Annotated in this window: 12 protein-coding genes and 12 pseudogenes; 8 read left to right on the top strand and 16 right to left on the bottom strand. The window is 32.2% G+C overall.

Going from position 1 to position 26,267, the window contains the following annotated elements:
* Positions 1-442: 442 nt before the first annotated feature.
* Together AC0OM3_RS11890 and AC0OM3_RS11885 are read left to right on the top strand one after the other, a co-directional pair.
* A pseudogene (locus AC0OM3_RS11890) lies at positions 443-1,674 on the top strand (helix-turn-helix domain-containing protein).
* A 414-nt stretch (positions 1,675-2,088) separates the two neighbouring features.
* Positions 2,089-3,318: a helix-turn-helix domain-containing protein gene (locus AC0OM3_RS11885; RefSeq protein ID WP_474211955.1), complete on the top strand. Its 1,230-nt coding sequence runs from the start codon at positions 2,089-2,091 to the stop codon at positions 3,316-3,318.
* A 157-nt stretch (positions 3,319-3,475) separates the two neighbouring features.
* On the opposite strand, the pseudogene AC0OM3_RS11880 reads toward AC0OM3_RS11885, so the two are convergent.
* From AC0OM3_RS11880 to AC0OM3_RS11870, 3 genes and pseudogenes are all read right to left on the bottom strand, one after another.
* Positions 3,476-4,310, bottom strand: a pseudogene (locus AC0OM3_RS11880) (class C sortase).
* 88 nt (positions 4,311-4,398) lie between these two features.
* Positions 4,399-6,065 (bottom strand): annotated as a pseudogene (locus AC0OM3_RS11875) (SpaH/EbpB family LPXTG-anchored major pilin).
* Positions 6,066-6,089: 24 nt separating this feature from the next.
* The gene (locus AC0OM3_RS11870; protein WP_474211953.1) at positions 6,090-9,536 is read right to left on the bottom strand and encodes an isopeptide-forming domain-containing fimbrial protein; all 3,447 of its coding nucleotides are present in this window, start codon (positions 9,534-9,536) and stop codon (positions 6,090-6,092) included.
* Between the two features lie 475 nt (positions 9,537-10,011).
* On the opposite strand from AC0OM3_RS11870, the pseudogene AC0OM3_RS11865 reads away from it, so the two are divergent.
* Positions 10,012-10,209: pseudogene (locus AC0OM3_RS11865) on the top strand (helix-turn-helix domain-containing protein); the annotation flags it as partial.
* A 160-nt stretch (positions 10,210-10,369) separates the two neighbouring features.
* Here the strand turns inward: AC0OM3_RS11865 and AC0OM3_RS11860 are convergent.
* A pseudogene (locus AC0OM3_RS11860) lies at positions 10,370-11,299 on the bottom strand (Rpn family recombination-promoting nuclease/putative transposase).
* Between the two features lie 231 nt (positions 11,300-11,530).
* Here AC0OM3_RS11860 and AC0OM3_RS11855 point away from each other — a divergent pair.
* Positions 11,531-12,079, top strand: coding sequence for a TetR/AcrR family transcriptional regulator (locus AC0OM3_RS11855; protein WP_474211960.1), 549 nt, complete (start codon positions 11,531-11,533; stop codon positions 12,077-12,079).
* Between the two features lie 376 nt (positions 12,080-12,455).
* Here the strand turns inward: AC0OM3_RS11855 and AC0OM3_RS11850 are convergent.
* The 7 genes and pseudogenes from AC0OM3_RS11850 to AC0OM3_RS11820 form a co-directional block, all read right to left on the bottom strand.
* Positions 12,456-12,775 (bottom strand): annotated as a pseudogene (locus AC0OM3_RS11850) (IS4 family transposase); the annotation flags it as partial.
* Positions 12,745-12,906, bottom strand: coding sequence for a hypothetical protein (locus tag AC0OM3_RS11845; protein WP_474211951.1), 162 nt, complete (start codon positions 12,904-12,906; stop codon positions 12,745-12,747). The pseudogene AC0OM3_RS11850 and the gene AC0OM3_RS11845, both read right to left, overlap by 31 nt.
* Before the next feature lie 516 nt (positions 12,907-13,422).
* On the bottom strand, positions 13,423-13,710 hold the full coding sequence (locus tag AC0OM3_RS11840) for a hypothetical protein (RefSeq protein WP_474211949.1): 288 nt from the start codon (positions 13,708-13,710) through the stop codon (positions 13,423-13,425).
* Positions 13,711-13,860: 150 nt separating this feature from the next.
* Positions 13,861-14,650, bottom strand: a pseudogene (locus AC0OM3_RS11835) (IS4 family transposase); the annotation flags it as partial.
* Positions 14,651-14,760: 110 nt separating this feature from the next.
* A complete protein-coding gene (locus AC0OM3_RS11830) occupies positions 14,761-15,291 on the bottom strand; it encodes a GNAT family N-acetyltransferase (RefSeq protein WP_474211947.1) in 531 nt (176 codons plus the stop codon).
* A 242-nt stretch (positions 15,292-15,533) separates the two neighbouring features.
* On the bottom strand, positions 15,534-15,977 hold the full coding sequence (locus AC0OM3_RS11825; RefSeq protein WP_474211945.1) for a carboxymuconolactone decarboxylase family protein: 444 nt from the start codon (positions 15,975-15,977) through the stop codon (positions 15,534-15,536).
* Between the two features lie 442 nt (positions 15,978-16,419).
* A pseudogene (locus AC0OM3_RS11820) lies at positions 16,420-17,114 on the bottom strand (ArsR/SmtB family transcription factor).
* Between the two features lie 100 nt (positions 17,115-17,214).
* Here AC0OM3_RS11820 and AC0OM3_RS11815 point away from each other — a divergent pair.
* Positions 17,215-17,835 carry a flavin reductase family protein gene (locus AC0OM3_RS11815; RefSeq protein ID WP_474211943.1) on the top strand — a complete coding sequence of 207 codons (621 nt, stop codon included), beginning with the start codon at positions 17,215-17,217 and terminating at the stop codon, positions 17,833-17,835.
* A gap of 448 nt (positions 17,836-18,283) precedes the next feature.
* On the opposite strand, the pseudogene AC0OM3_RS11810 reads toward AC0OM3_RS11815, so the two are convergent.
* Positions 18,284-18,662: pseudogene (locus AC0OM3_RS11810) on the bottom strand (hypothetical protein).
* Positions 18,663-18,817: 155 nt separating this feature from the next.
* On the opposite strand from AC0OM3_RS11810, the pseudogene AC0OM3_RS11805 reads away from it, so the two are divergent.
* Together AC0OM3_RS11805 and AC0OM3_RS11800 are read left to right on the top strand one after the other, a co-directional pair.
* A pseudogene (locus tag AC0OM3_RS11805) lies at positions 18,818-18,940 on the top strand (DUF2238 domain-containing protein); the annotation flags it as partial.
* Between the two features lie 230 nt (positions 18,941-19,170).
* Positions 19,171-19,479, top strand: coding sequence for a hypothetical protein (locus AC0OM3_RS11800; RefSeq protein WP_474211942.1), 309 nt, complete (start codon positions 19,171-19,173; stop codon positions 19,477-19,479).
* A gap of 337 nt (positions 19,480-19,816) precedes the next feature.
* Here the strand turns inward: AC0OM3_RS11800 and AC0OM3_RS11795 are convergent, their stop codons facing one another.
* Entirely contained in the window at positions 19,817-20,614 is a 798-nt protein-coding gene (locus tag AC0OM3_RS11795) for an alpha/beta fold hydrolase (RefSeq protein WP_474211940.1), read from the bottom strand.
* 466 nt (positions 20,615-21,080) lie between these two features.
* Here AC0OM3_RS11795 and AC0OM3_RS11790 point away from each other — a divergent pair, with 466 nt between their 5' ends.
* Positions 21,081-21,857 (top strand): C39 family peptidase, encoded by a 777-nt coding sequence (locus AC0OM3_RS11790; protein WP_474211938.1) that lies wholly within the window; start codon positions 21,081-21,083, stop codon positions 21,855-21,857.
* 1,026 nt (positions 21,858-22,883) lie between these two features.
* Here AC0OM3_RS11790 and AC0OM3_RS11785 read toward each other — a convergent pair.
* The 3 genes and pseudogenes from AC0OM3_RS11785 to AC0OM3_RS11775 all read right to left on the bottom strand — a co-directional run.
* Positions 22,884-23,513: pseudogene (locus AC0OM3_RS11785) on the bottom strand (metal-binding protein ZinT); the annotation flags it as partial.
* Positions 23,514-23,540: 27 nt separating this feature from the next.
* A pseudogene (locus AC0OM3_RS11780) lies at positions 23,541-24,485 on the bottom strand (metal ABC transporter substrate-binding protein); the annotation flags it as partial.
* Positions 24,486-24,995: 510 nt separating this feature from the next.
* Positions 24,996-26,165, bottom strand: a complete 1,170-nt coding sequence (locus tag AC0OM3_RS11775; RefSeq protein WP_098300500.1) for a serine hydrolase domain-containing protein — start codon at positions 26,163-26,165, stop codon at positions 24,996-24,998.
* Positions 26,166-26,267: the final 102 nt, after the last annotated feature.

The raw sequence follows: 26,267 nt of genomic DNA, 5'->3' as shown, positions 1-26,267 counted from the left end.
TGTCTGTGTAACCTATTCGTTCAGTTATGCAAGCCGTTATTTAACCACCACTGCCATGTCTCAAAGTTACGGTTTTCGCATTTATCGTGAAACGCTTTCGCGTTTTTCGTGCGCCGCTTCGATCTTTATAGTTCTAAATCACCATATGACATCATTTCTACAAAGGAAATTATTCTGTATTATATAGCGAAATAAGTAAATCTAGCGAATTAGGATTATAAAATCATGTTAAATTTTATGGTGCAAATTGTATCTTGATTTTAAAAGAAAAACTCTCAGTTAATTATTAAAAATGCTACATACTAAGCGTATTTTCTAGAAATATGCTATTTTTCCATGTAATTAATTGTCGTTATTTTCCCTTATTAAGCTATACTTTGCATGTTCTAACAAAGATGCTCCTTTTATCCGTAAAAATATTTCAAGTTTAGAAGGTGATAATATGCATACAGATACTGATATAAAGTATCTTTCTTATTTAATACATCAATCATTTTCAGTTCCTGTCCGTTTTATATCTGAGGATTACAAAATTTTATTTGAATATAGTTCTATTGATATACATAATCCGTTTTATCAGTGTAAAGAAGCCTACTTAAGTGCACTTTATCAGCAAAATGATCCAGATAATTTCCCTATTATTCGTACTAATCCTTTTCAAGAGCAATTTATTTTAATTCATATGATAGATCATGTATATGGAAAAGGAACTCTCATTATTGGTCCTGCTACCTATACAAGCTTATCTAGGGATACCATAATTAAATTAACAAAAGAATTTCATCCAAGCGTCAAAATAGAAGATAGAATAGCGTTTTTTCAGTCTATACCAATAATCAAAAAGCTTACTTTAGTTGATATAGGAATTTTATTTCATTACTTACTGTTTAAACAAAAATTAGATATCAGTAATGTCTGGAAACAGAATAAATTATTAAATGAAACAGATTATCCGTCTCCGAACCCTGATTTATATATTTCATCAAGAAGACAAAATAGTTTAAACCTGCACGATATAACATTAGAAAAACAATTTTTTACAGCAATTAAAGAAGGGAATAAAGAAAAAGTATTAGAACATATATATGCTTCTTCTCCAGATAAGATTATTACTTCTTTCTAAAGTAAGTAAGCTCAGAGATAAAAAAAATCATGGTATTGTTATGATGACTCTAGCCGCCCAATATGCGATTGAAGGAAATACTTCCATCAGAAATTACTTTTTCACTTAGTACTTTATATATACAAATTCTTGATCAATTAGATAATATAGAATCCGTAAATCGATTAATAGAAGAGGCTTTATGCAAATTTGCAGATCGGGTAAAAGAATACAATACTCACAAGTATACAAAAACTATAGTTACCTGCTTAGATTATATTTCTAAAAATATTTACAATAAAATCAACTTAAGCATTGTTGCAAAGAATATAAAATTAAATGCCAGTTACTTATCTAATTTATTCAAAAAAGAGGTCGGTATCTCCTTAAGTGAACATATACAAAAAGAACGTGTAGAAGAAGCAAAGAAATTATTGACTTTAACTACATATACTTTAGTTGACATTTGTACATGGTTAAATTTTAATGATCAGAGCTACTTTACAAAAGTATTTAAAAAATTTACTAATATGACACCGAAACAATATCGTGAAAAGTATACTTTATTGTAGCAAAGACTGAAGAGATCCTTTTCTTAGTTAATTGTAGCATCATAACTAGGAAAAGAGTTTTTAAATTATAGGTGGTGATTATTTACTTTCTACTAACTTATATACCTAAAAAAGGACTTCTAGATTAGCTGTTATTTGTATAAAAAAGACCCCATTATTGGAGCACTCAAAATGATATAAATAAATGAATTAAAACAAATAACAGACAATTAAAAGTATATAGATAAAAATCTAGATTAGCATAACATTACATTTTAACAATATAAGAACCTCGTAACAGAAAAAACAGTTCCCAAAATTCCTATGTGCTTCCTGAAAATAAATTCCATTAAATTCATGCATATATTCACTTGACATCATGGATATTTAAGGCAATTATTTACTTATAATAGAAATTATTACAGGAGGATTATTATGGCCACATTCATTGATTTAAAATACGTCTGCAATCTTATACATCAATCATTTTCAATACCAATTCATTTTTTAACTACAAGTAATCATATATCATTTGAATATGAAAATGACATGAATTACAATCCTCTCTACTCTTGTAAAGAGGATTATCTAAATATATCCTATGTGAAAAATAAGCTTGATAACTTTCCTATTCTCAAGACTAATCGTTGCCTAGAAAATTTTATTTTCATTCGTATAAATAATCAAGAATCTATACAAGGAACTTTAATTATAGGACCTTCTATAGAAAAAAAAATATCACAAGATATGGTTATGCAGCTTCTTCACATATTTAATTCAAATATTACCCTAAAAGATATCACTGCATACTTTGATTCTGTACCTGTATATAATAAACTTCTTTTTATCCATATAGGTCTTTTGCTACATTACATAATTTTTAACGAAAAGTTAGATATGCATACCTTTTGGGAAAAAAATAAAATACTAAATGAATCATCTTATCCACTTTTAGACCCTAACATATATATTTCAGCAAAAAGGCAAAATCATTCTAATGACTACAATATAACATTAGAGGAACAGTTTTTCTCAGCTATTACTGAAGGAAATAAAGAAAAGCTCATAAAATACGCCTACTCCTTTCCTCAAGAAAATGCGGGTATATTATCCAAAACAAATCAACTTAGAAACCAAAAAAACAATGGAATTATTGCCATTACGTTAGCTACTCGATATGCAATCAAGGGGAATCTTCCTTCTGAAATTGCCTTTTCAATTAGTGATCTCTATATACAAAAGATTGAACAAATAGATAACATATATGCCGCAAATCGACTAATTGAAGAGGCTTTATGTACATTTGCAGATTCTGTGAAAGAATATAATGAGAAACAATATTCTAAGAAGATAAATATGTGTTTAGACTATATTGCTAGAAATATTTATAATGATATCACTGTTAATGCTCTTGCAAATTATATACAAATAAATCCGAGCTACTTATCAGATATCTTTAAAAAAGAAGTTGGAATTCCATTAAAACAGTATATCCAAAGAGAGCGAATAGAAGAGGCAAAAAGAATATTAACCTTGACCCAATATCCTGTCTCTACAATTTGTCATATGTTAAATTTCCATGATCAAAGTTATTTTATAAAGGTTTTTAAAAGATTTACAAGTACGACACCTAAGCAATACCGTGAAAAAAACACTGTACTTTAAACTCCTCTCACTTCACGACCTTGCGCCCTATTTGAAGGAGGAATCGCCTTCTAAAATGGATAAAATCACCACTTCTCTTAATACGTTTTCAAAAACATTAGGAGATTACAATTTCCCTCCCAGGAAACTGAGAGGGTTAATTTTATATTAATATATTTTATCGTTTTTCAACAGAAGACTCCTTCCTTCTTTTCATTAAAAGTAAGACGAAACCAATAAACAGAATACCCATTGCCGCAATAATCACCCAATTTTCTACAATAGGTGATTCTGAACGATTTTCTCTTGGGTTTCTCTTTTCCTGTTGCCTCATATGGGATCCGATGCCCTCTCACTAATAATCGATGCGTATTTACACCATAAGGTGTACAAGTTAGTAATGTGGCGTAATCCTGATCATTTACAATCAGTAAATCCTCTGTTTCACTTGGTAATACCACGTTAATTTGATCTACTTGATACGCAAGAATCTTATCTAAAGAATGAATATAAAATACATCTGACTCTTTCATTTTATTTAAATCTGTAAACAATATTGCCGAAGGTAGGCCGCGATGCCCTGTTAATACAGTATGTGTTCCTTTTCCTCCCACAGGTAAAGAAGATTTATCTAAATGTCCTACCCCACGGCTTAATACTTCCTCAGAAGTTCCTTGATAGATAGGTAGTTTTACCTTGATTTTTGGAATTTCCACATACCCCATCACATCACCGATGTTGAGTGCATCCGCATAAGATTTTCCACTAGGCTTTTCTTTTTCTGCAAATGGGTCTGCAAAAGTTTGAATGGAACCTTGTACGTTCTTATTATACGCCTTTGCTTCCTTTTCTCTGCGTTCCAGCTCCCCCTTTTGAAGAGCTTTTACTTTTGCATCATAAGAACTAACCTGAGAGTAATGTGCTCTAGTTGCGAACCAATTGCTGATTGTTGGATATAAGAAAATCCCTAATCCCAATACAAAAATACATCCAAAGATAATATTTCGTTTCATAGTAACTCCTTCATCTATTAAAATATGAAAAAGAGGAAAGCATTCGCTTCTCCCCTTTTCACATTAAGCATTATATTTTTATAAAAACTTATTGGTTTACAGTCTTTCTTCTAATAAAGATAAATACTGCCGCACCCATTAATAAAAGACCCACTGTAGTAAAGAGGATTGTGCCCATACCACCTGTAGATGGTAAATTCCAACCACTCTTATGATTCTCTACAGTTAATTTGATTGTCTGATGATTTGCATCTATTGTGATATTAATTGGATCTTTTAATAATTGATAAGAACCTGTTGTACCATCTTCTTTTGTATAGATAGGTGCTTTTGTCTCAACAATTTGGTATTCTCCATAAGGAATGTTGTTCCAGTGAATCACGCCATTTGCATCTGATACACCTTTCACTTCTTTACCTTCTACTACGACTACTTTACCGTTTTTATCACGTAATTCAAATTCCGCGCCTTGTAGTGTCTTTGTATGATCTTCACCATCAACTTTTGTTAAAGCAATGTTACCTATTGTTGGAACTACAATAACTGGTTTTGTTTCTTTTTCTTTCGTTACATCATGGTTATTTGTAAATTCAACTTTTGCTGTATTTGGAATCTCCGTTCCAGCTGGTACGCCTTCTTTAATTTGTGATGTAATTTGTAAATGGAATTGTTTTTTTCCATCTAATTTTGTAAAGTCTTTTACTGTAGCTGTTACCTTTTGACCTTCTACAAGTACTTCTACTACACTTGCATCTACTTCTACACCATCAATTTTTACAATTGGTTTACCCTGAATCACTAATCGGTTATCTAGTGTGTCTGTTACAACATATTTTTTATAATCTTTAATATCCTCTGGAATTAATGTTTTAATATCATATGTGTAATCTTTCTTTGGATTAATCGGTAGCGTTTCTAAATCGCCATTGATTTTTTTATCAATTTCCGGTTCTTCGTAGTTTTTCACTTTAACTTCTACAACAACCCCAGATTTAATTGATCCATCAGGATTAATGGCACCTGATTCTTTAATGAAAAATTCATATTTTGTTGGATCTAGAACATATCCAGTAGGTGCTTTTGTTTCTTGGAAGTAGTACTTACCATATGCTAGTCCTTGTACACGAATTTTACCATCCGCACCTGTTACTAGATTTTTTTGAATTTCTGTACCATCTTCTTTAAATAATGAGAATTCCGCCCCTGCTAGTGTTTTATCCTTTGCACCTGTTTTTGTTAATTCTACAGCACCGCGCTTAATTTCATTCTTTGGATAAATATGAACATCATAGTTTAATACATCGCCATTTGCACTTGTCATTGGAATATCCACTGTATACGTATTTGGATTTAAGTTAACATGTGGTGGCCCTGCAATTTCCTTTACTTCATAACGCCCTAAAGGTAAGTCTTTAGAATACCGCTTCACCTTTTTCATTTGTTGTTAACTTAATTGGTGTCGCATTATCTACAGGTTTTACATTTTCCTTTACAATCTGTTCCATCACTTGTAATTTTCTCAAAAGAAGCAATTTGTTTAATCTCAAATGTTACGCCTGCTAATGGCTTTGCATCCGCAGGTACTTCCTGATCTGTTGAACCATTACTATTTAAACCTACATCTGGGGCTTTTTCTTGTTCATACTTATGAATTGTTAAAGATCCCTTATCTTTTGATGCTGCATTGACTAAAAAATTAGGTAATGCAGAAAACATTAATACAAATGCTAATAATATACTAAATAATTTTTTCATAGTTTTTTCTCCTTTGTAAAATTATTAATAACTCCTTCTTTTTCGGAAAAATACAATAGTTGCAATTATCATTAGTGTTACGCCAATTGCATAAAAGATTGTTGTCCCGATTCCGCCAGTCTCAGGCATATTCCAATCACTTTTTTCATTTGCTACTTGTATCTTTTGTATTGGAGTTTTGGATGTTATTTCTACCTCAATTGGATCTCTTAGTAACATATATCCATTCGGCGCTTTTATCTCTTTAATTTTGTAGGTTCCAAATAATAATGGTCCAGAAATTGCTTTTCCATTTTTATCAGTTGTTAAAATTCCAACCTCTTTACCATCTTTATCTAAAATTTGAAACACTGCATTTTCTAATTTTACATCTAAATTTTTCGCATCAACTTTTTCAAGCTCAACCTTCCCAATTGGCGGTACTACTTTAACTTCATTAGAAGTCGTTGGAGTATTATCAAACAATAACTTTGCTTTGTTTGGAATTCCACCTTTTTCTACATACTTTGTAATTTCTTCAGTAGATGCAGAATCTGCAATTTTCGATTTAATATACATTGTATATGTTTGTCCTGCTAAATACGTATAACTGCCATCTTTCTTTGGAAGTTCAATCATTACTCGTTTTGTTTTCTCATCAATTTTAGGTGCAACTTCGATTGTCTTTCCTTGTGCATCGACCAGTTTCACTTCTAAAATATCAAGAATATCTTCTAAATCATCTTGCAATACAACTTTTTCTAGTTTCGCTGTATCATTTCCAAACTTGTAGTCTACATTCCATGTAAACTCCTCATCTTTTCCCTGTAAAATTGCTTTTTCTACTTCTTTTTCATCCTGATCTGAAACTGTTTTGTTTACCTTTGGTTTTTCTGTTGGCGGTACTACTTTAGCTTCATTAGAGGCTGTAGGATTATTATCAAACAATAGTTCCGCTTTGTTTGGTATCCCACCATTGGCGATATACTTTGCAATTTCTTCAGTAGATGCCGTATCCGTAATTTTCGATTCGATGTACATTGTATATGTTTGTCCTGCTAAATACGCATAACTGTCATCTTTCTTTGGAAGTTCAATCATTACTCGTTTTGTTTTCTCATCAATTTTAGGTGTAACTTCAATTGCCTTTCCTTGTGCATTAACCAGTTTCACTTCTAAAATATCAAGAATGTCTTCTAAATCATCTTGCAATACAACTTTTTCTAGTTTCGCCGTATCATTTCCAAACTTGTAGTCTACATTCCATGTAAACTTTTCATCTTTTTCCTTTAAAATTGCTTTTTCTACTTCTTTTTCATCTTGGTCTGAAACCGTTTTGTTTACCTTTGGCTTTTCTGTTGGTGGTTTTACATATACCTCGTTAGAAATTGTCGGTATATGATTTGATAAAAGTTCTGCTTTGTTTGGAATTCCATCCTTAGCAATATACTTTGCAATTTCTTCATTTGATGCACTGTCTGCAATTTTTGAGGTAATATGCATTGTATAGATTTCATCTGCTAAATAGGTATAACTTCCGTCTTTTTTTGGAAGTTCTATAGTTACCTTTTTTGAAATTTGATCAATCTTCGGTTCAATTTTTATTGTTTCACCCTTTTTGTTGACAACCTTTACATCAACAATATCTAAAATATCTTCTAGATCATCTTGTAATACAATGGAATCATAAGTACTTGGGGTATTCCCAAATTCATAGTTTACATTCCAAGTAAATTTTTCTTTTCTATCTAATAGAGTAGCTTTCTCCACATCAGTTTCATCCTGATCAGAAACGGTTTTTTTAACTTTTGGTTCTTCAATTGGTGGAGTTACTGTAACTTTATTAGATTCCAATGGCTTGTTATCTAATATCATCTGTGCTGTATTTGGAATACCACCTTTTGAGATAAACTGTTTCAATATTTCGGTATTTATCCCAGGTCTAATTTTTGCTGTGATGGTTAACTTATATTGTTGTCCTGCTAGATAATCATAGGATCCATTTTTTTGTGGGATTCTGTAGATAACACTAGATTTCTCTTTATCTATCACAGGTTTTACTGCAATTTCCTCGCCATTTTTATTTATTAATTTTGTATCAAGGATATCTAAAATATCTTCTAAATCATCTTGCAAAATAATCTCTTGATTTTTTGCTACATCGTATCCAAAATTAAAATTCACATCATATGTAAATTTTTCATCCAATGCTTTTAACGATGCTGCCTCCACCAATTTTTCATCTGAATCTGAAACTTTTTTCGTTATATCAGTTGAACAATTAGACGCATTGGGATTACCTTGTGCCTTTACAATAGGAATTTCAAACTTCTCATCATATGAGATAAAATAGCCTCCTGCAACATTAAACTCATTTGATTGAGGTGCTGTTTCTTTCACCTTATAAGTAATTGTGTAATTCCCCTCTGGTTGTCCTTCTAAATCCCAAGTAATTTGATTATTATTAATCACAGGTTTTGTAGTCATTCCATTTGGCCCGGATACTTTTACATCCTCTACTTGCAGATTCTTATAAATATCTAGAATCATCTTATCTTTTTCTTTTTTTGTAACTTGAGTTACTGTTTCAATTAACTTTCTAGAGAACTCTTCAATATTATTTGATAACACAAACCATTCTGGTTTCGTTGCCATACTTTCAAGTATATTTCTTGAGTAAGGACCAACCTCACGGTCATATTTATCATAATACTGATCTGCTGCTGCTAAGGTTTCTTTATTTTCCCAAAAAGCAGTGACTAATTTATATCCTTTGTTTTTTATGCTTAGACCTTTTTCTTTAACCTCTCCTAAAGCTCCCTTGTAATCTTGTGCATACTCAGAAGACCAATCTCGTCCTGACCAATCCCTTACTTGATTTGATAGTTTATGAATATATCCATCTGTTTGAACATTTGCAACACCATCTGTGACAAGTAAGAAGATTGTTTCACGATTTGGATCATCTGCCCCTTTTTGTTTTTCATATTGCTGTAAAGCAAATTGTAAACCACTCGCAGTTGGGGTACCACTATTAGGATTAATTCTATCAATCCCTTGCTTTGCTGCCCCTAGATTATGAGTTAATCCAGATTGTAAAATTGTTTTGACTCCTGGTCCACTATTGTTTAATAATTGACCATTTATCCCCTTAAACCCCTTATAATCTTGATAACTCGTTACCATAACACGATCATTTTGTGGATCTAGTTGATCTACAATTTTTTTTAATGCACTTTTTACACTTCCTATAGAACCTTTAAAACTTCCACTAGCATCTTGCACAATAACAAAATCTACTTTCTTTTTATTAAGTGGCCACTGGAAATTTATTTGTCCTTCATGTTCTCTCAAACACATACTAGCTGTTTCTTTTGTTTGTAATTTATGTTCTATATTTTTGACAGGGGATGTAGCCAAAGTAATTAATCCTGGTGAAAATAACTGTAAGAATAAAAGAATTGTTAAAAATAATGATATGTTTTTTTTCATAACTTTTCCTCCTTTGCCCTCCTTTTCATTGGAATACGTTCTGTATATAAATGAGCTGTAAGTAACATAGAAAAATTGAAACATCTCCTTTCTTCTTTATGCTAAATTTAGACAAATGTTACTTACTTCATAAAATATTAAGAATTTAACTAGATAATTTATGGTAAATTTTATGGATTTATGGTGTTTTTTAATTTTTTCCAGTCGTTAAATGTAATATTTTATATAAATAAGAGTTTTTATAAGATTTAAAGGGATTTAGTGAAATAAGATGTAATATGGAGGTACAAACCACTTATGAAGGAAACATGATGATAATTGTATTAACATGAAAAAAATTATAAAAAGATTTAAGTCAGCACTATTAAATGAAGAAATGTGACTATGTCTTAAAAGAACGCAAGATTCCTCTAAGTATGTCTCTTAAAAGGAACTGTTACGATAATCTGACTATTGACAGCTTCTTTAGTATTATGAAATCTTAATTCGGAATAGAATTGAATTTATGCACGTACGAAAGAACATAACCATGCGAGAGCTTTCAAGAGAAATAGGCATATCACAGACAACCCTTTCGAGATTCTATAATAAAAAAACAAAACGTCTTTCTGGAGCTGCAAGAGATAAATTAAACCAATGGTACAAAAGACAAATAATCCTCGATAAAATGTAAATTATAATTAGTAGAAGTCAGTTCTGTTAATAAATGTTATAAAAATCAACATGAAAAGTGAATGGAATTTCACTTCTGTCAATTTAAATTTGCGAATGGCCCCTAAAAGTAATAATCGTTGCTTTGCTCTAATAAAGGGTCATATAAAAAAGAAACGAAGTCATATTGACTTCGTTTCTTTTTCTACTAATTCTTTTTTTTCTAGAATACGTTCAACCTCATCCACACTTAACTTGCTTGCTTTAGCAATCGTTTCAATTGGTACACCCAGTTCATGCATACCTTTAATCATTTGTATTTTCCCTTGCTGAACCCCTTCTTGAATACCTTCTTTTTTCCCTTCATTACGAGCATGAGCAAACTTTGCGGCTTCATCCATCAACGTTTTCTCCCTTGCTTCATATGCTTGTCGGAAAGAAGAATCTTGACTCATACGTTCCCATTTATTCATTGCTTTTTGTAAAATAGGGTCTTGGTTCATCGCAATATCCTCCAATGTTTGGGTTAATTGTTCATCCTCATTCGCTGGAAGTAATAACAACCAACGAACAAACGAATCTTCTCAGGGATTTATTTGTTCATTTCGCCACTGTTGCATGAGTTTTGGAATCTCCACAATATGAACTTCAATATCATCACTTAACTTCTTTTGTTGCTGTTGATTCCATAGGATTCCTGTTGTATGGAATGCTTCATATTCTGGAAACATGACAAAGTTTAATAAATTAATCATAATTGTTTTATGAAGAGAGCTATATGGCATTCCCTTTTGTAGTTGGGATGTATATAGCCTTCCCCAGTAATACAAACTTCTCTTAATCATGTCATGATTGTTATTCAGCTGTATTTCTATATTTACCTTTGTTCCTGTATCTAATGTAGCGGAAATATCTAAAATCGATAATTTATCCTCTTCATGTTCGCGGTGCAAGTGTGGATCTTCCAGTTGTAACGAAACAATGGGTGATTCTAAAGAATCTTGTAGCATCGCATTTAAAAACGCAATGAGAATATCTTCATTTCCACTTGTGCCAAATAATTGTTTAAAAGCGAAATCAATGCGTAAATTCACTAATTGTTGATTGGACATGGGTTTTCCTCTCCCCATCTCATATGATGTTTTTCTTTCATTGTACATAAAAGAGTGATTCATATGCAAACAAGCTCTTATATCCGTAGACATAAGAGCTTGTTTGCTACCATACATAATTATCAGATTAGTTGGCTTTCATAGAATTTGAAAAATTGCCTACTGTAAGGGAAACTCACGTTTAGTATACAAAATACAAATAAAAATGCAATACATAAAAAGCCTTGTTGTATAAACAAGACTTTCACTTTATTATTTTTGTTCAATTGTGCATTGAGCGCACTGTTGCATGAACATAAATTGCAAGATATAACCGTAACAGCTATTTGTAAAAAGGCTGGAGTTGCCAGAGTCACATTCTACAAATACTACCGAAACGTTTACGACGTGGTGCAAGCATCTGTGGATGAAATTGTTCAACAATTCTTAAAAGGGGTTGATAGTTTGGATCCATATGAAAGTATGCAGCTAATTATTGAATATATCATAGAGGGGTTTGTATCTGCACAGAAGCCGTCAGGAAAGTTAATTGATTTAAATATATCTAGTATGATGCTTGAGTATTTGAATTATACAATGGAAAAGGTCTTTCAAGCGGACATTACGCACAATCATGACATGAGCAGAATGCAAATCCTGTTTTTAGCAGGCGGTATCTTCAATATTGTTACCGATTGGATTAAAAGAGGGTCAAGGGAGTCTCCTCAGGCACTTGCTGCAAAAATATACGAGATTCTTCCATATGGGACAACAAATACAAGGAATTTGGCAAATTCATGATACAACTGTTCTACCTTTTATTACATCTTAAAAAATAGGCACTACATAAAAAGCTGTAAGTAGTTCATCTAACCATAAACGACCGTTTTTGGTTAAAAGAGCAAAACCTTCTTTCATATAGTCTCGCCACACATCCATCAACTTAAGATCTCATAATACCCTCAGAACGAAAAATTTGTACATTTTGCTCACTTTTTATTGTTTTGGGGTAACTCGTTCTTGTTAGCTTGATGGGCATGGGGTAGCACCACATCGCTATCAAGCTAAGGTTATGATAGGAAATTTTCAGAAGCATTTTTTTACTTTTTATAAGGGAACAGAGTAAACTGTTCAAAAATTCGCATGCAAAACAAACCCTAACGGGTTTGTTTTTTTATTAAGCTACTTGAACATCAGAAATAGTACAATCATAAACGACACCTAATGTATCAAAGACTGCTTTTTTCTCATATCAATGCGATTTTCGTCCGTTTCGCTGTAGGAGGTTGAACAGACGAAGAAGAATCTTTGATACTTTCTGGGTATCTTTTTGTTTGGCTTGAAATAGAAAGAAAAATAGTCTTTAATTATATAGATGGCTTTATATTCACTCAGCTCTTGTTACTTCTTAATGAGAAGTAACTTCCGCATTTGAAACATAATAGAGGAACAAATTAGAATGACGATCAGTTGCCCATACAAATGGCAGCTAAGTCTGATCCAGAAAACTTCCGTTTTGGTTTTATAAATCCGATTTCTCTTGTAAGTTCTTCGAAGAATACGGGTGTAACATATCGTTGTAATTCTTCTGCAAATGGTAGTAGTTCATCTTGAATCGAGGGATTCATAAGAAAACGTCATCCTTTTTAATTTATCTTATTTAGAAAGGAGAACGTTTTTGGGTATTTGAGGGTATTAAAATCTCTTGAGTTGATGGGCATGTATGCTGAGGCTTTTATGCTAAAAACAAAATAAAAAACCCCACCATAAAAGCAGGATTTTTTAGATGAATGAAATTCACACAAAGACTGAGTCTCGCCCACTCAATCCTTTTTATACTATAAGAAACGTAATTATTTGTCAAAAAGCATTTGCTATAGAATAGCAAATGCTTTTTGTTGAACTTGAATTGAACACTTTCAGAAAGTATTTATATTGTTTGCCTTTTTCTCTTGAAAAATTGTACCCTCAATTAATAATTTTACCATAGAATATAGAAAATGTAATGTTTTAATATCCACAAACCTATTGGTTTTATATGGATTTTTTCTTTATAATGATGAAAGGTATTTTCCGAGTGTAGATAGGCCCTCATACAAGAAAAGCACTCGAAATGAGTGCTTTTTAAACGTAATCGGCTTGTCTTACTCACATAATGTACCTTTATATTTTACTCGCCAAAAATTTTCGCCATCTTTTTTCGTCATTGATACCATTTTAAATTCAATAGATTGACCTTCTATCTCTCTTGTAATGTAATTTGGAATATAATCATTTTCACCATAGTGCTCATTATAATAAACTGTTCTACAAGATTGAGCATAAGCCTCTTTATTTTTTTCTTTTACAGATAGTTCACTTGCGTTTGCTGAAATTCCGCCGGTTAATAAAACACCCATCGTTAATGCCCCTATAACTAATTTCTTAAACATTAAAACACCCCTTTTTAATTAGAATATTCTTACCATTTAAATATATGATAGTGACGAAGGTTCTGTAAATATTAGGTAATTTTATAAATTTTTTTTAGAATATTCTTATTTATTAAAGGGAATTACAAGAGAAAAACAAGGTTGAAACCAGCCTTGCCCTAAAGGAAAAAAACTAACTCTTATATCTATCTGTATATACTCTGTACCTTTCTTAATTCTTCCATCTTGAAAATAATTAGGGTTAGGATTTTTTTGATAAATACGTGTATTCGACTTAATACGAGAGATATAGTAGGCCTCTTTATCTTGTATATATTGAAGGTCTTTTAAATGGAAACAACCTAAATCTCGGATACATAAATCATTCGCTATCACAGTTGGGACACACAGAGAGCCGTAAGTGCGATCATGTTGTTTATCTAGACCTTGTATGAATATGTAGGAGCTGTCCACTTAACAAATCATACTCAAGTTGAATTTTCATCCCAGCTGTATGGCTGCATCCTCCTGCACCTGGATAAACCGATGAAAATACATCAGGGAGTTGAAATGCAGTTGAATCTAAAATACGAATACGCTTGAAAACAGAAGTGTATGGAGAAGAAATCGGAATAGATGCGGCCAATTTTTTGCTTAGTAGTTCCGCTAGGAGGTGTTGTAAAGGTTGGACGGACGCCTTATTAAATCATTGATTCAGTCCCTCAGGACTGATAAGTACTTCTGTTGATGCTTCTAAACAGCTAGATAACTGAGTTAAAGAAGTCATAGCTACATTTTGGTTCACCCATATACATAAAGCTACCAAATCTTTTGCTTGATACTTACTGGTTCGTTGTACAAAACCAACATCTCTAGCAAGATCTCGTAAGATATTTGGAGATAAAAAGCTTTGAATCTCTTGAGCAAATAGTTGTAATTCATCAGATACAGAAATAGACATACAAAAAACGCTATCCTTTCCTATGATTCTACAGAAAGAATAACGTATTTTTTCATTTTGAGAGTATTTAATATCCTACATTTTAAAGAATGTAGGATATTAAATAGAAGTTAATCTGTTATTAATTTTGAATAAATACTTAGATCAATAAACTTTTCATTAGATTTTTCACACATTCTCATTGTCCCTTCGAATGTAAAGTTTAACTTTTGTAATACTTTTATTGAATTGATGTTTTCAGATTCAACTTTTGCTTCTATTCTATTAAATTCTAAAGTACTAAACGCATAATCTATTAAAGAGAGAATGGCCTCTGGCGCATATCCCTTCCCCCAAAAAGCTTTACTAATATCGTAACCAATTTCTGCTTTGGCGTTTTTGAAATCAAATGAATTATAACCACAAGAACCGATAATTTCATTTGATTCTAATTCAATTATTGAATAACGAATAGCCCTGTTTTCCCGAGATAACTTATCAAGCATTTCAATCATATCTACCGCTTGGCTTTCATCAGTAAAACTATTGATATTCATAAATTTTGTAACTTCTGGATCAGACCAAATTGTAAACATGCTAGCTGAGTCTGATGCTTTCATTTTTCTTAAAATTAATCTTTCGGTTTGTAGTTCTGTAATCAATATTTTTACCTCCATTATGTTTTTATTTTGGGGTCAAGATATTGATATCTGCGCATAGTTCAGTCCCTTCGTGTTTCAGGATAATATTATTATAAAAGCTATAAAGGATGAAACAATAAATTTCAAAAATTTGGTTATGTCACAGTTTATGATAACTGCGTAATAAAAGAAAAATGAAACAATTGTATTGTGATTTTTAAACACCTTTAACTTTATTCTTATTTACCGTTCGTTGAGAGCAATTATTTTTTAGTTACTGTATTTCCCATTGCAATAGAAATTCTATTCCAATTGTTGATTTGATTAATTACCAGAACAAGGTCAACATATTGTTTCTCGTCATAGTGTTCACGTACTCGCTTATATAGGTCTTCAGGAACTCTTTTAGTGGGAATTAGAGTAATATGCTCAGATAGTTCAAGAGCAACTTTCTCTTCAGGTGTATAAAAATCACATTCATTCCAAGCATTCAAGCAATAAATTCGTTGTTCAGTTTCACCTATCTTACGAGCATCGGATGTATGCATATCCATGCAGAAAGCACAACCGTTAATTTGAGAGACTCTAATCTTTATAAGTTCTCTAGTAATTCGATTAATTGTAGACTTCTTAGTGTACTTCTCCATATCCATCATAATTTTCATGCCATCAGGTGCAACATCATAGTAGGAAATTCTTTGACTCATAAGGCAAGACCTCCTTTGATTTTAAGATACTTATAATTATACCTTCATACGAACATTCGTGCTATTTTTTTGTTTGTAAGACATTCGAAATCAAAGAGAATATCAGTTGTAGACAGTGTAATTAGTTGTTCCATGGTACGTAAATATCGCAAATGAGTAACTGTATTTTCCAAACAAATATTTTCAATTTTTAATTACTTTATTATTACCGTCAGAATAAATTGAATAACTTTATTAATTTTTTTAATGATCTTATTATAAATGAAACAATTTTATTATCACCAAATAACTATATAATTTTAATCAAACTTTATTGTTTTTTAGCTTGATAGCGATGGGGTACCGCCAGCATTTCGGAAAAAAACCACGTTAAATAAATTTCAACAAAAAATAGCCAACTTTAACCCCTTTAAGACTAAATCGGCTGTTTTATATTCAAAACTTAGTTGTTTGTAATATCAAAAGAAAATGTTTCTTTTAGTCCCTTTTCCCGTCAGAAGTGATTTTTATTGCTCTTGTTTTAGGTAAACGTTGAACCCAATTTAGTTCTAATAATCTTTCTAGAAGGGCATTTCCTAATGCTCCCGCAAGGTGGTGACGTCTTTCACTCCAATCTAAACATTTGTGTGTAAATGAACGACGCTTTTTCTTAACCCTTTCAAGATCAATTTGAAAATTTGTAAAGAATGACTCCCCTTTTTCAGTAACAGTAAACCCGTCCTTTTCTTCATAAATAACACCTATTTTAATTAAAGAATCTGTTAATTGTACTCCTAAATTTCCCGCAAGATGATCATAACATGTTCTTGCAAAACGCATCGCTTTATCTTCCGAAGCCTGTTTTAATGATTTAATTTCAATTGGTGGAGCTATTGATAAAAATGACTCCATAACTTGAGCAACTTCCGGATTTCGAATTCCATAATATCGATGTCTCCCCTGTTTTTCAACTATAACTACATTCGCATCGACCATTTTTGTCAAATGGAAACTGGCCGTCTGTGGTTTGATTCCTGCCATATATGCTAATTCGCTTGCAGGGTGGAATCTACCATCTAATAAGACTGTTAATATTGCTGCACGAGAAGCTTCACTCACAAGAGTAGCAATCATTGCTACATTTGGATTTGCGTTCATTTTAAATTCCCCCTAATGTAATTCATATTTCGATGATAATCGAAATGTTTATATTCTACAATAAATAAGGAAGAACATATGAATAGGAGGAGAAATAAAGATGAAAAAAATGGCTCAGGTTCCAAACACAGAGATTATTAAACCTAAAATTCTATACTACGGAACTCCTGTGATTTTACTAAATTCACTAAATGAAGATGGAACAGTAAACATTAGCCCTATGTCATCATCATGGGCATTAGGAGATTGTATTATATTAGGGATTGGACTTGGCGGTAAAGCTATCGAAAATTTAGAACGACATCCTGAATGTGTAATCAACGTTCCAAGTCCTTCATTATGGGAGAATGTTGAACAATTAGCCCTCTATACAGGGAAAAATCCCGTTCCAGATTATAAGAAAAAGAATGGATTTACATATGAAAAAGAAAAATATGATATTAGTAGATTAACACCTACTGAGTCTAAATCGGTAAAACCTACTCGAATTATGGAGTGTCCAATTCAAATTGAGGCAAGGGTGAAACATATTCGAATTCCTGATTATTCTCCTGATTTTGCAATTGTTGAGACACAAGCTATACATGTACACGCTCATAAGGAAATCATTCTTGAAGAAAATCATATTGACCCAAATAAATGGAGCCCACTTATATATAATTTCCGTCATTATTTTGGTCTTGGTAACCAGTTAGGTAAAACCTTTCGATCCGAAATATAAATAAATATATTATCTTTTAAAGTGGACAATCCTTTCCTAATTAAAGTTAAATATTGTAGTAAGAAACCGAATTCCACCTGTTAAGGAATTCGGCTTCTTTATTATTTTTTATTTTGCTAAGAAGTGTTATTTCGATTTCCTTATAGCACCCAATGCAACACAATTTAAATTAGCGTTAAAATGGCTCGAAAATCCTTAGCTTGTTTTTTTTCGTTTTGCGGTCTGTACCCCATGCCCATCAACTTAAGAAATTGATAGTTCCCCAAAACGAAGAAAATTTTCGTTTTGAGGACACTTCAAAATATTAGCTTGAGAGCATGGGACTGAACCCCTAATGCTTTATTTTAATAATAATTCTTTTCATAAAATAAATCCCAGTTATCAGTCTAAACCATTTTTTAGATCTAATAATAACTAGTGGACATTTTTATCTTTCAGATAGTCTCTTTTATTCTAATTTCTTCATTTCTTTCAGCCGTTCTATATCCTTTTCTGAAGCCTTTTCTATTTCATACAATTCATAGCTACCCTTTGTCTCATTTATCACTACAAACTCAATTTCATTCCTAGCTTTTAGTTTTTCCTTTTTTATAACCAATAACATTATCTAATATAGTTTCCCCACTATCTTTTTTATATAAATTATAGCTAACAGGTGGACGACCAATTACATATTTATTATCAGAAAACCCGACTATATCATCTCTTCCTAATCCTGTCGAAACACTCCAGACAAAAATAATCTGAAATATAGAAAAAACAACAATACCGCATAAGAAAACAAATAGGATTGATTTAAAAAATAACTTTAAAAATATCCTACCCAAAAACATTCCCTCCCATTTCACCTCGGGATAGCAAGAACAAAACGTGAGTTTTGTACGCTAAGAAACCGAATTTTTATATTGTTGAACTCAATCCCCGTCAATGTCATAAGAAAAAGGGTTACCGCAGTAACCCTTTTTCTTATAATACACGTCATTTAGGTATGCAAGGCGATATATGGGATGCACAATGGGATATGTCACTTGCCTTAGTAGGCTCAATTCTTGCGTTGCTCACCCTTTCGACATTACATAACCGAATATTGAAAAATAATAGATAAATTTCCAATCCAATAATACATAACTTTTCAGTTCCTTTTTGATTTTTTTATAAAATTATTTTTCTTATTTCAGCAAAAAACACTTGGATAATATTAGAAAGTCCTGGTTTGAAAGACAAGAATTATTAGTATAAGTTGGCATCATAAATCTCTATAAAATATCGCATTATAAATTATGTGAAATTGAAACGAGTGTTTCTTTTTACCATTTTTTTCAGGGGGGGACAATAATGAATATCCTTAACTTTTTGATGTCACTATTCAATTCTAAAAAAATAACTCAACAAATGTTTGAGTTATTCGGAAATAAAAAGAAGAACAATAAAGGATGGATTTGGGGTTCTTTATTAGGGCTAGGAACAGTTTTGGGTGTATTAGCAACACGTAATTCAAGTATGATAAGACCTATAAAACATACGTTTCAAGGTTTTCAAAATAAAACAAGAACATTTATTCCACCCAAAGTAAATTTGGCAAATATGGAGTTTGCTGATGAAATTACGCCTAACACACAAAAGAAACAAAGTAATCCAAACTAATAATTGTCACCATTAAAAGACAACAACCCCATAAAAAAGCAGATAGCCGATTCCTTGTTTTAAAGGAAATCGGCTAATCTGGTTTAATACGTACAATTTTCTTTTTTGGATATGGTAATCCGAATTAACTTTTTAACATCTTCTAACTCATACCTTCATTGTCCATTAGGTTCATGGTCGATTTTTTACCTTTAATTTTCGAAATCCCCTGTTTCCACGATTTCATTTCTAATTGATCTACTGTTCATCATAATTTTTTAAGTTGGTAACAAAACTCATCCCGTTATCCTTTTTGAAAATATTAATTTTAAATCCCTTTTAGATTTGAGATAATACTTTATGATTTAAGAACTTCTTTAGACACCTTAGAATGAGTACCAACAAACTGCTCAATCATTTGATTTAACTCTGTAGCCGCTTTTGTTGGTATTTGATGTTTTGTACCAGTAATAAATCTTAATTCATTATATGGCAATTCTTCATGTAGTAAGTTTGCATGACTATAAAAAGTTTTGTCATTTTGTCCATAAACCAATAACATAGGTAGATGAATGTCTTTAAGGCGATTGGTACAATTATAATGCAAACTATAACGATAATATTGTTCGATATTTTTGGCATTACCTTTCCGAGCTTCTCGAAACATTTTTTTAAATATTTTTTTTGTATTAGAATTCCCCCACGAAATGGCAAATGCTAAAAATGAAATTGCTCTTGCTTTCGCCAATTGGACACCAAGAGAAATCTTGTTTTTTAAGTACCCTTTACGCACCTCTGACATTCCACCTATTAAAATTGCCCCTAAACTATTTTCGGGATATGTTAGTAAAAATTCCAAGGCTACTGAGCTTCCTGTTGAATACCCACATACAAAAAACTTTTTAATTTCCAAATATTCCAGTAAACTCTTCATATCTTTAGCAATTAGTGAATACGTAATTGGCTGACTTGAACTCTGACTGTTCCCATGTCCTCTAACATCAAAAGCGATTACTTTAAAATTTCTAGATAATTCTTCTATCTGATATTCAAAATTTTCACAGGTAAGTGTAGGCGGGTGAATAAAAATGATAGGAGTCCCTTCTCCTTTTACTATGTAGTAAAGACTACATCCCTCTACAGCTAACTTTGGCATGTATAGAATCACCTCAACAATTTATAATCTCTTAGTAAAAGCTATTGATTTCATAAGTATTTCACCATTAATAATTTGTATAAAAAGAAAGAAATATACTCACTTCCTATTTTGTGAAAGGATTCAATATACATTTCTCTCTTCGTAAAACATAAACTGTTCAAAAAAGTTCATTTTGATTAACGAAACATTTTAGACAGATATATACCTTGTTCATCAGTCATTTTTGCAATAAAGCTTCTAATACTTTTTATCCCTGCATAGCTCACCTCAACTCGCTTATACTATAAATGTGACTTAAAGTCACAAATTATTACTCGGTGCGCGTGATCTTCCTTTTTACTAAACGTAGTTAGTTGGACTTTGTTGCATAAAAGGAAGCTGATTAAACGTTCTACACCTCTAAAAAATATCGGATAATAGAATATTATGGTATCAAGTAAGTACTATTAAAAAGGTGAATGCTATGAAAAGGTTTATAACTTTGTATGCCTTAGTTTTAATTTTAGCGGGATGTTCTGAAAAAGCACCCTCTCTTAAAAAGAATGAATTACAAGTTAAACAAAAAGATAACAAATTGATTCAAAATACAACACATTCTATTCCCAAAAGTAAATCTTTGCAATCAGCCCCCACTCCAGCCACTAAAAAAACAATTTTAGATGTGCCGCTTATATCGCAAAAGCCAGAATTAAAATATGGATGCGAAGTTACAAGCTTAGCGATGGTATTACAGCATGCAGGCATTAAAGTTAATAAAATGGATTTAGCTAACGAGATAAAAAAAGATCCTACTCCACTGTCTACAAATAAAAGTGGAGACATCATTCAATGGGGAGATCCTAAAGAAGGTTTTGTCGGAGATATAACTGGAAAAAATAAAGGGTACGCTGTCCACGTTCAACCGTTACAAGAATTGATGGAACGTTATCTACCAAATCGCACAGTAAACTTAACAGGAAAAACCTTTAATACTGTGTTAGCTCAAATTAAGCTCGGTAAACCTGTATTAGTATGGACTACAGGAGATTATCGCCTTCCAGATAGATGGGAGTCTTGGAAACATGATGACAAAAAAATTACAGCTCCTTTGGATTTACACGCTGTTGTTATTGTAGGTTTGGAGGACAAATACATTTATATCAATGACCCATTAACTGTGAAAAAAGCACACAAAGTAAACCAAGAAATTTTCATTCAATCGTGGGAAGCATTAGGGAAACAAGCATTATCCTATCGTTAATGCAATTTCATTAAATATTTAATACTACCATTAGGTACACCCTGTCTATAAAAAAAATAAAAAAATGATTTGATGATAAATATATTTTGTCTATAGAAGTACAAGATATAAAATACTCATTAAATCCACTTTCATTTCACATACTATTTCTAATATGATTTATAGTAAGTTTGTAACTTAAGGTTACAAATCATTGCTGTAAGTGTGGGTTTGTAAGGTGTAATAAAGCAGTTAGTTCCATTTACTAATTGCTTTATTGCACAAAATTAAGATTATTACAATTTAGCTACAGGTCACTATTTTCAAGTATATATGCTCTGTTATAACAGTAGCACAAACACAATTACAAGTTTTCTAAAGAGGTGTAATTATGATTGATTTTTTTATTGAAACTTTAAGATAGAATTCACTGTTTTTAAGCGCTAATTATTTTTATACAATAAGTCATTAGCAAATTGCTTTAACTACTTTAATGTACAAAATGAAGTGTTTGTTTAGGCTGGTTCTCTTTCATTTCAGAATAATATTTTCACCCCTGTTCATACTATCACTGTAACTTTCAGTTACAAAATATTTCTGTAAGCGCAGTGTTTCTTTTGTACAACGAGCAGTTAGCTTTATTAACTAGCTGCTCTGTTGGATAGTTAGATAGGTAACTTTTGTGAAAAATCAAAAAGTTACTTTCTATAGGAATTCGAAATACACAAATGTTCTGTCATATCATTTACGATAGATGCTATTAGTTATATTCTAATTACTCTACAATTGCTAAAGTGATTGAATATAAAAAATAATTTGCAGCATTTCAAGCGTAAATGATACATCTGGAATAAACTTAATAACAGAGTAAATAAAAAGCGTGCTTTAAAAATTGTTATTAAAACACGCTCTTACTATCGTTAAATATTTAGTTATTTTATATTCCTAATCTCATTAAATCATTTGTTACTATAAAAATATAATTCTAGATTGATAATATTTGAATTTTATATATTGTTCAAAGAAGTAATTATCGTGACTCCTAATTTAATGCGCCATCATCTCGTGCGCAATATCATGTCCATCCATATCCGATGGATAGTAGGTAGGCCAGTGTATAACTTCATCGAATAAAGCTTCACGGTTGTCACCCCAATACAAGTGGTAGTGATCAGCTTTATTCGGATAAATGCCATGATCACTGAATTGAACATACTGAGGAACTCCTTCTGTTTTATCTGCTAGTTTAAATATGTATCTTACACCTCTATTCCCTGCATCATATGTCAAAATTTTGTATCCATCATAGATATACTTGGCAGAATATTTTTCTTTGTTTTTGTAGAATGTTACAGTATCTCCTTGAATCACGATACGGTCCACATCTGTTTGATATCCTTCATTATAATACTCCTTGTATTCTTTGGCTGACATTTTACCTTTATGTTTCGCTTTGTGAGCAAATACCTCATCAAGCGTTCCATCTTGTAAATACGGATATACAGATTGCCAGTCTCCTTTCCAATCGGAGAGTGGTCGATCCTTCACTTGACTGTCTTCAAAATATCCTTCATAAATTCTTTCTGTTGCTTTATCATGAGCATGACTATGACTGTGATTGTGATTGTGTTCATTTTCATGTGTATGAATTTCAGTTGTTTGCTCTTGCTTTTCAGAAGGTTTTTCTGCAACCAATGCGAATTGTGTTGCTTCTTTTAAAGAGTTAACATTTTCTTCCATTAAAGTGAAGTAATCTTTATTATTCTTCGCATCGTCTTCAGAAATAGTAGCAAGGTGATTTAAGCGTAAAACTTTTGTACCCGTTTCTTTCTGAATAACTGATGCTACTTTTGGAGTAGAAAACGTTTCGAATAAGATGTATTTTAACCCGTGTTCTTTAACTGTTTTTGTAATTTCACCAAGCTCTTTTTGAGATGGTTCATCAGAAGCTGAAATCCCAGCGATAGGAATTTGTTTTAAACCATAGCGTTGTTCCCAGTAACCATAGGCTGCATGAGAAACTAAAATTTCTTTCGTTTTTGCATTTGCTACAGCAGCTTTGAATTGATCATCTAAATCTGTAAATTTAGTTTGAAGTGCTGCAAAATTCTTTTCGAATTCTTGTTTATGATTAGGCTGTATTTCTACAAGAGCATTTTTGATTTTTTCAGCTTGTTTCATCGCTAGTATAGGATCTAACCACACGTGTGGGTCTTTATCGTGATGATGTTCATCTTCTTTATGTCCATCTCCATGATCATGATGTTCATCTTCGGTTGCTGCGCGCAGTTCGATGCCTTTTGATGCATTTACAATTTTAACATTTTCTTTTTGTAATGTTTTTTCCATTTTTTCAGCAAACGGTTCTAATTCTGCACCGTTATAAATGAATAAATCGGCTTTCGCAATTTTCACTGTTTGTTTTTGGCTTGGTTCAAATGTATGAGAATCTGCACCAGGTGGATATATTGCTTTAACAGTTATATAGTCACCACCGATTTTTTTTGCGAAATCAGCAAGTGGGAAAATAGTTGTATAAACAGAAAGTTTCTCATCTTTTTTTACTGCACCTTCTTTTTTATTAGAACATCCAGCAAAAATTAAAGTAAAAATAAGTAGGAATGAAAACATAGTTAATTTTTTTGGCATGAAATTCTCCTCTTTTCTTTTTTACAAGTTTATTTCCTCCAATTCTATGAAGAAAATATCGTTTCGACGCAAAGCGTAATGATTACGTTTTAGTTTGCGAACCTAGTATAATACATCTTTTCGAAATTCGCAATAAATAATAATCATTACGATTTATGTTTGTTATCAACTTATTAAAAAGAATGGTATTAGTTTTTAGTCTTTTTTAGCCTTCCACATCGCAATTAGGGGTCACCATACATGCCCATCAACCTAAAGTTTTATTACACCCCCAGAACGAAATTTTTAGGATTTCTTGTAACGAAAAAGCTTATTTATCGTTTTGGGGATGAACTGTTTTCTTAGGTTGATGGCAATGGGGTAACACCACATGCCCATCAACTTAAGAAGAATAAACGCCACCAAAACAAAAAAAGCCCCAACTTATTTTTCTTGAAAATAAGTTGGGGCTTTTGAAACAGAAAAGTATATTTTTAACTATGAAAACTACGATAAATTTTTCCTTTTTTCCTACTTGCTAAATTCAGCAAGTAAAATTTTTTTAAAAGGATTAGGACTGTTAGTTCTACCCAAACTATTCCAATTGACGACCAACGTATGCTTGCCTCCAAGTGTACCTCCAACAAGAGTAGTAAACCCTAGAATGCCACCTGTGTGTCCCCATATCGAGACACCGCTTGGAAGCTTAGTTTCATAGATTCCAAGACCATATCCATCGATTCCTTCTTTTCCTGTAGGAACTGTAGTAAGCATTTGTTTTAGTTGCTGTTCTTTCAGTAATTTGCCACCGAGCAAGTAAGAGAAGAATTTGTTTAAGTCGTCAGCCGTAGAAATCATATCTCCAGCAGAGCTAGCTGCACTTGGGTTATAATAAGTAACGTCTTTTAGCTCACTTGCTCCGTCTGGTTGGACATACCCACGGGCATGGTTAGTGCCTGGAATAACACTTGAGTTGCCTGGTAGGAATGTATTCGACAATTCAAGTGGTTCAATAATTCGATTTTCAACCTCTTCCGCATAGCTGTTTCCAGTTACTTTTTCAATAAGGATACCCAGTAATACGTATCCTGTGTTTGAATAAGACCAGCCCTTTCCTGGAGCAAAGTCTGGGGGAAGAGAGATCCCAATCTTCACTAACTCTTCAGCCGTATACGATTTTTTTGTATCCGTAAAATCAACGTCTTTTGACCTTGAGTATTCAGCGATACCACTTGTATGGTTCAATATCTCCCGGATAGTAATCTTGTTACCATCATACCCATTTCCTTGAATGACACCAGGCAACCAGTCTTCGATGTAGTCGTCTAGCTTCAGGCGATTCTCTCCAACTAATTGAAGTACAACTGTTGCGGTGAACGTCTTCGTCACACTCCCAATGCGAAAGCGAAAATCTGTTTTCATTGGTTTCTTGGTTCTCAGATCCGCTATTCCAGCGGCATACCCCCACGTTTTTCCACCCTCAGAAGTTTTAGCAAGTATCCCCGGGTATCCAAGTTGCAATGTATCCCGCATTGCTTGCTTGACGGAAGTACGATCTCGTTGAGTATTTGTTTGTAACGAACTAGATACATTTTGAGTGGGCTCTGCTTTTACAATTGAGGTTGGTGTTGTATATAACAGGGAACTTCCAGCTATTAAAAGGGCCAGACTTGCACATGTAATTTGACTACGTATTTTCATATGGCATTCTTCTCCTCTATTCATATTGTATAAGTGTTTGCTTACTGTTCCTTACTTCCTGACAAAACTTAGGGCAAGGCCCTCACGCATATAGATTAAAGC

Source organism: Bacillus sp. FAU20, assembly GCF_056033865.1.
This window is presented reverse-complemented; position numbering and strand designations above follow the sequence as displayed.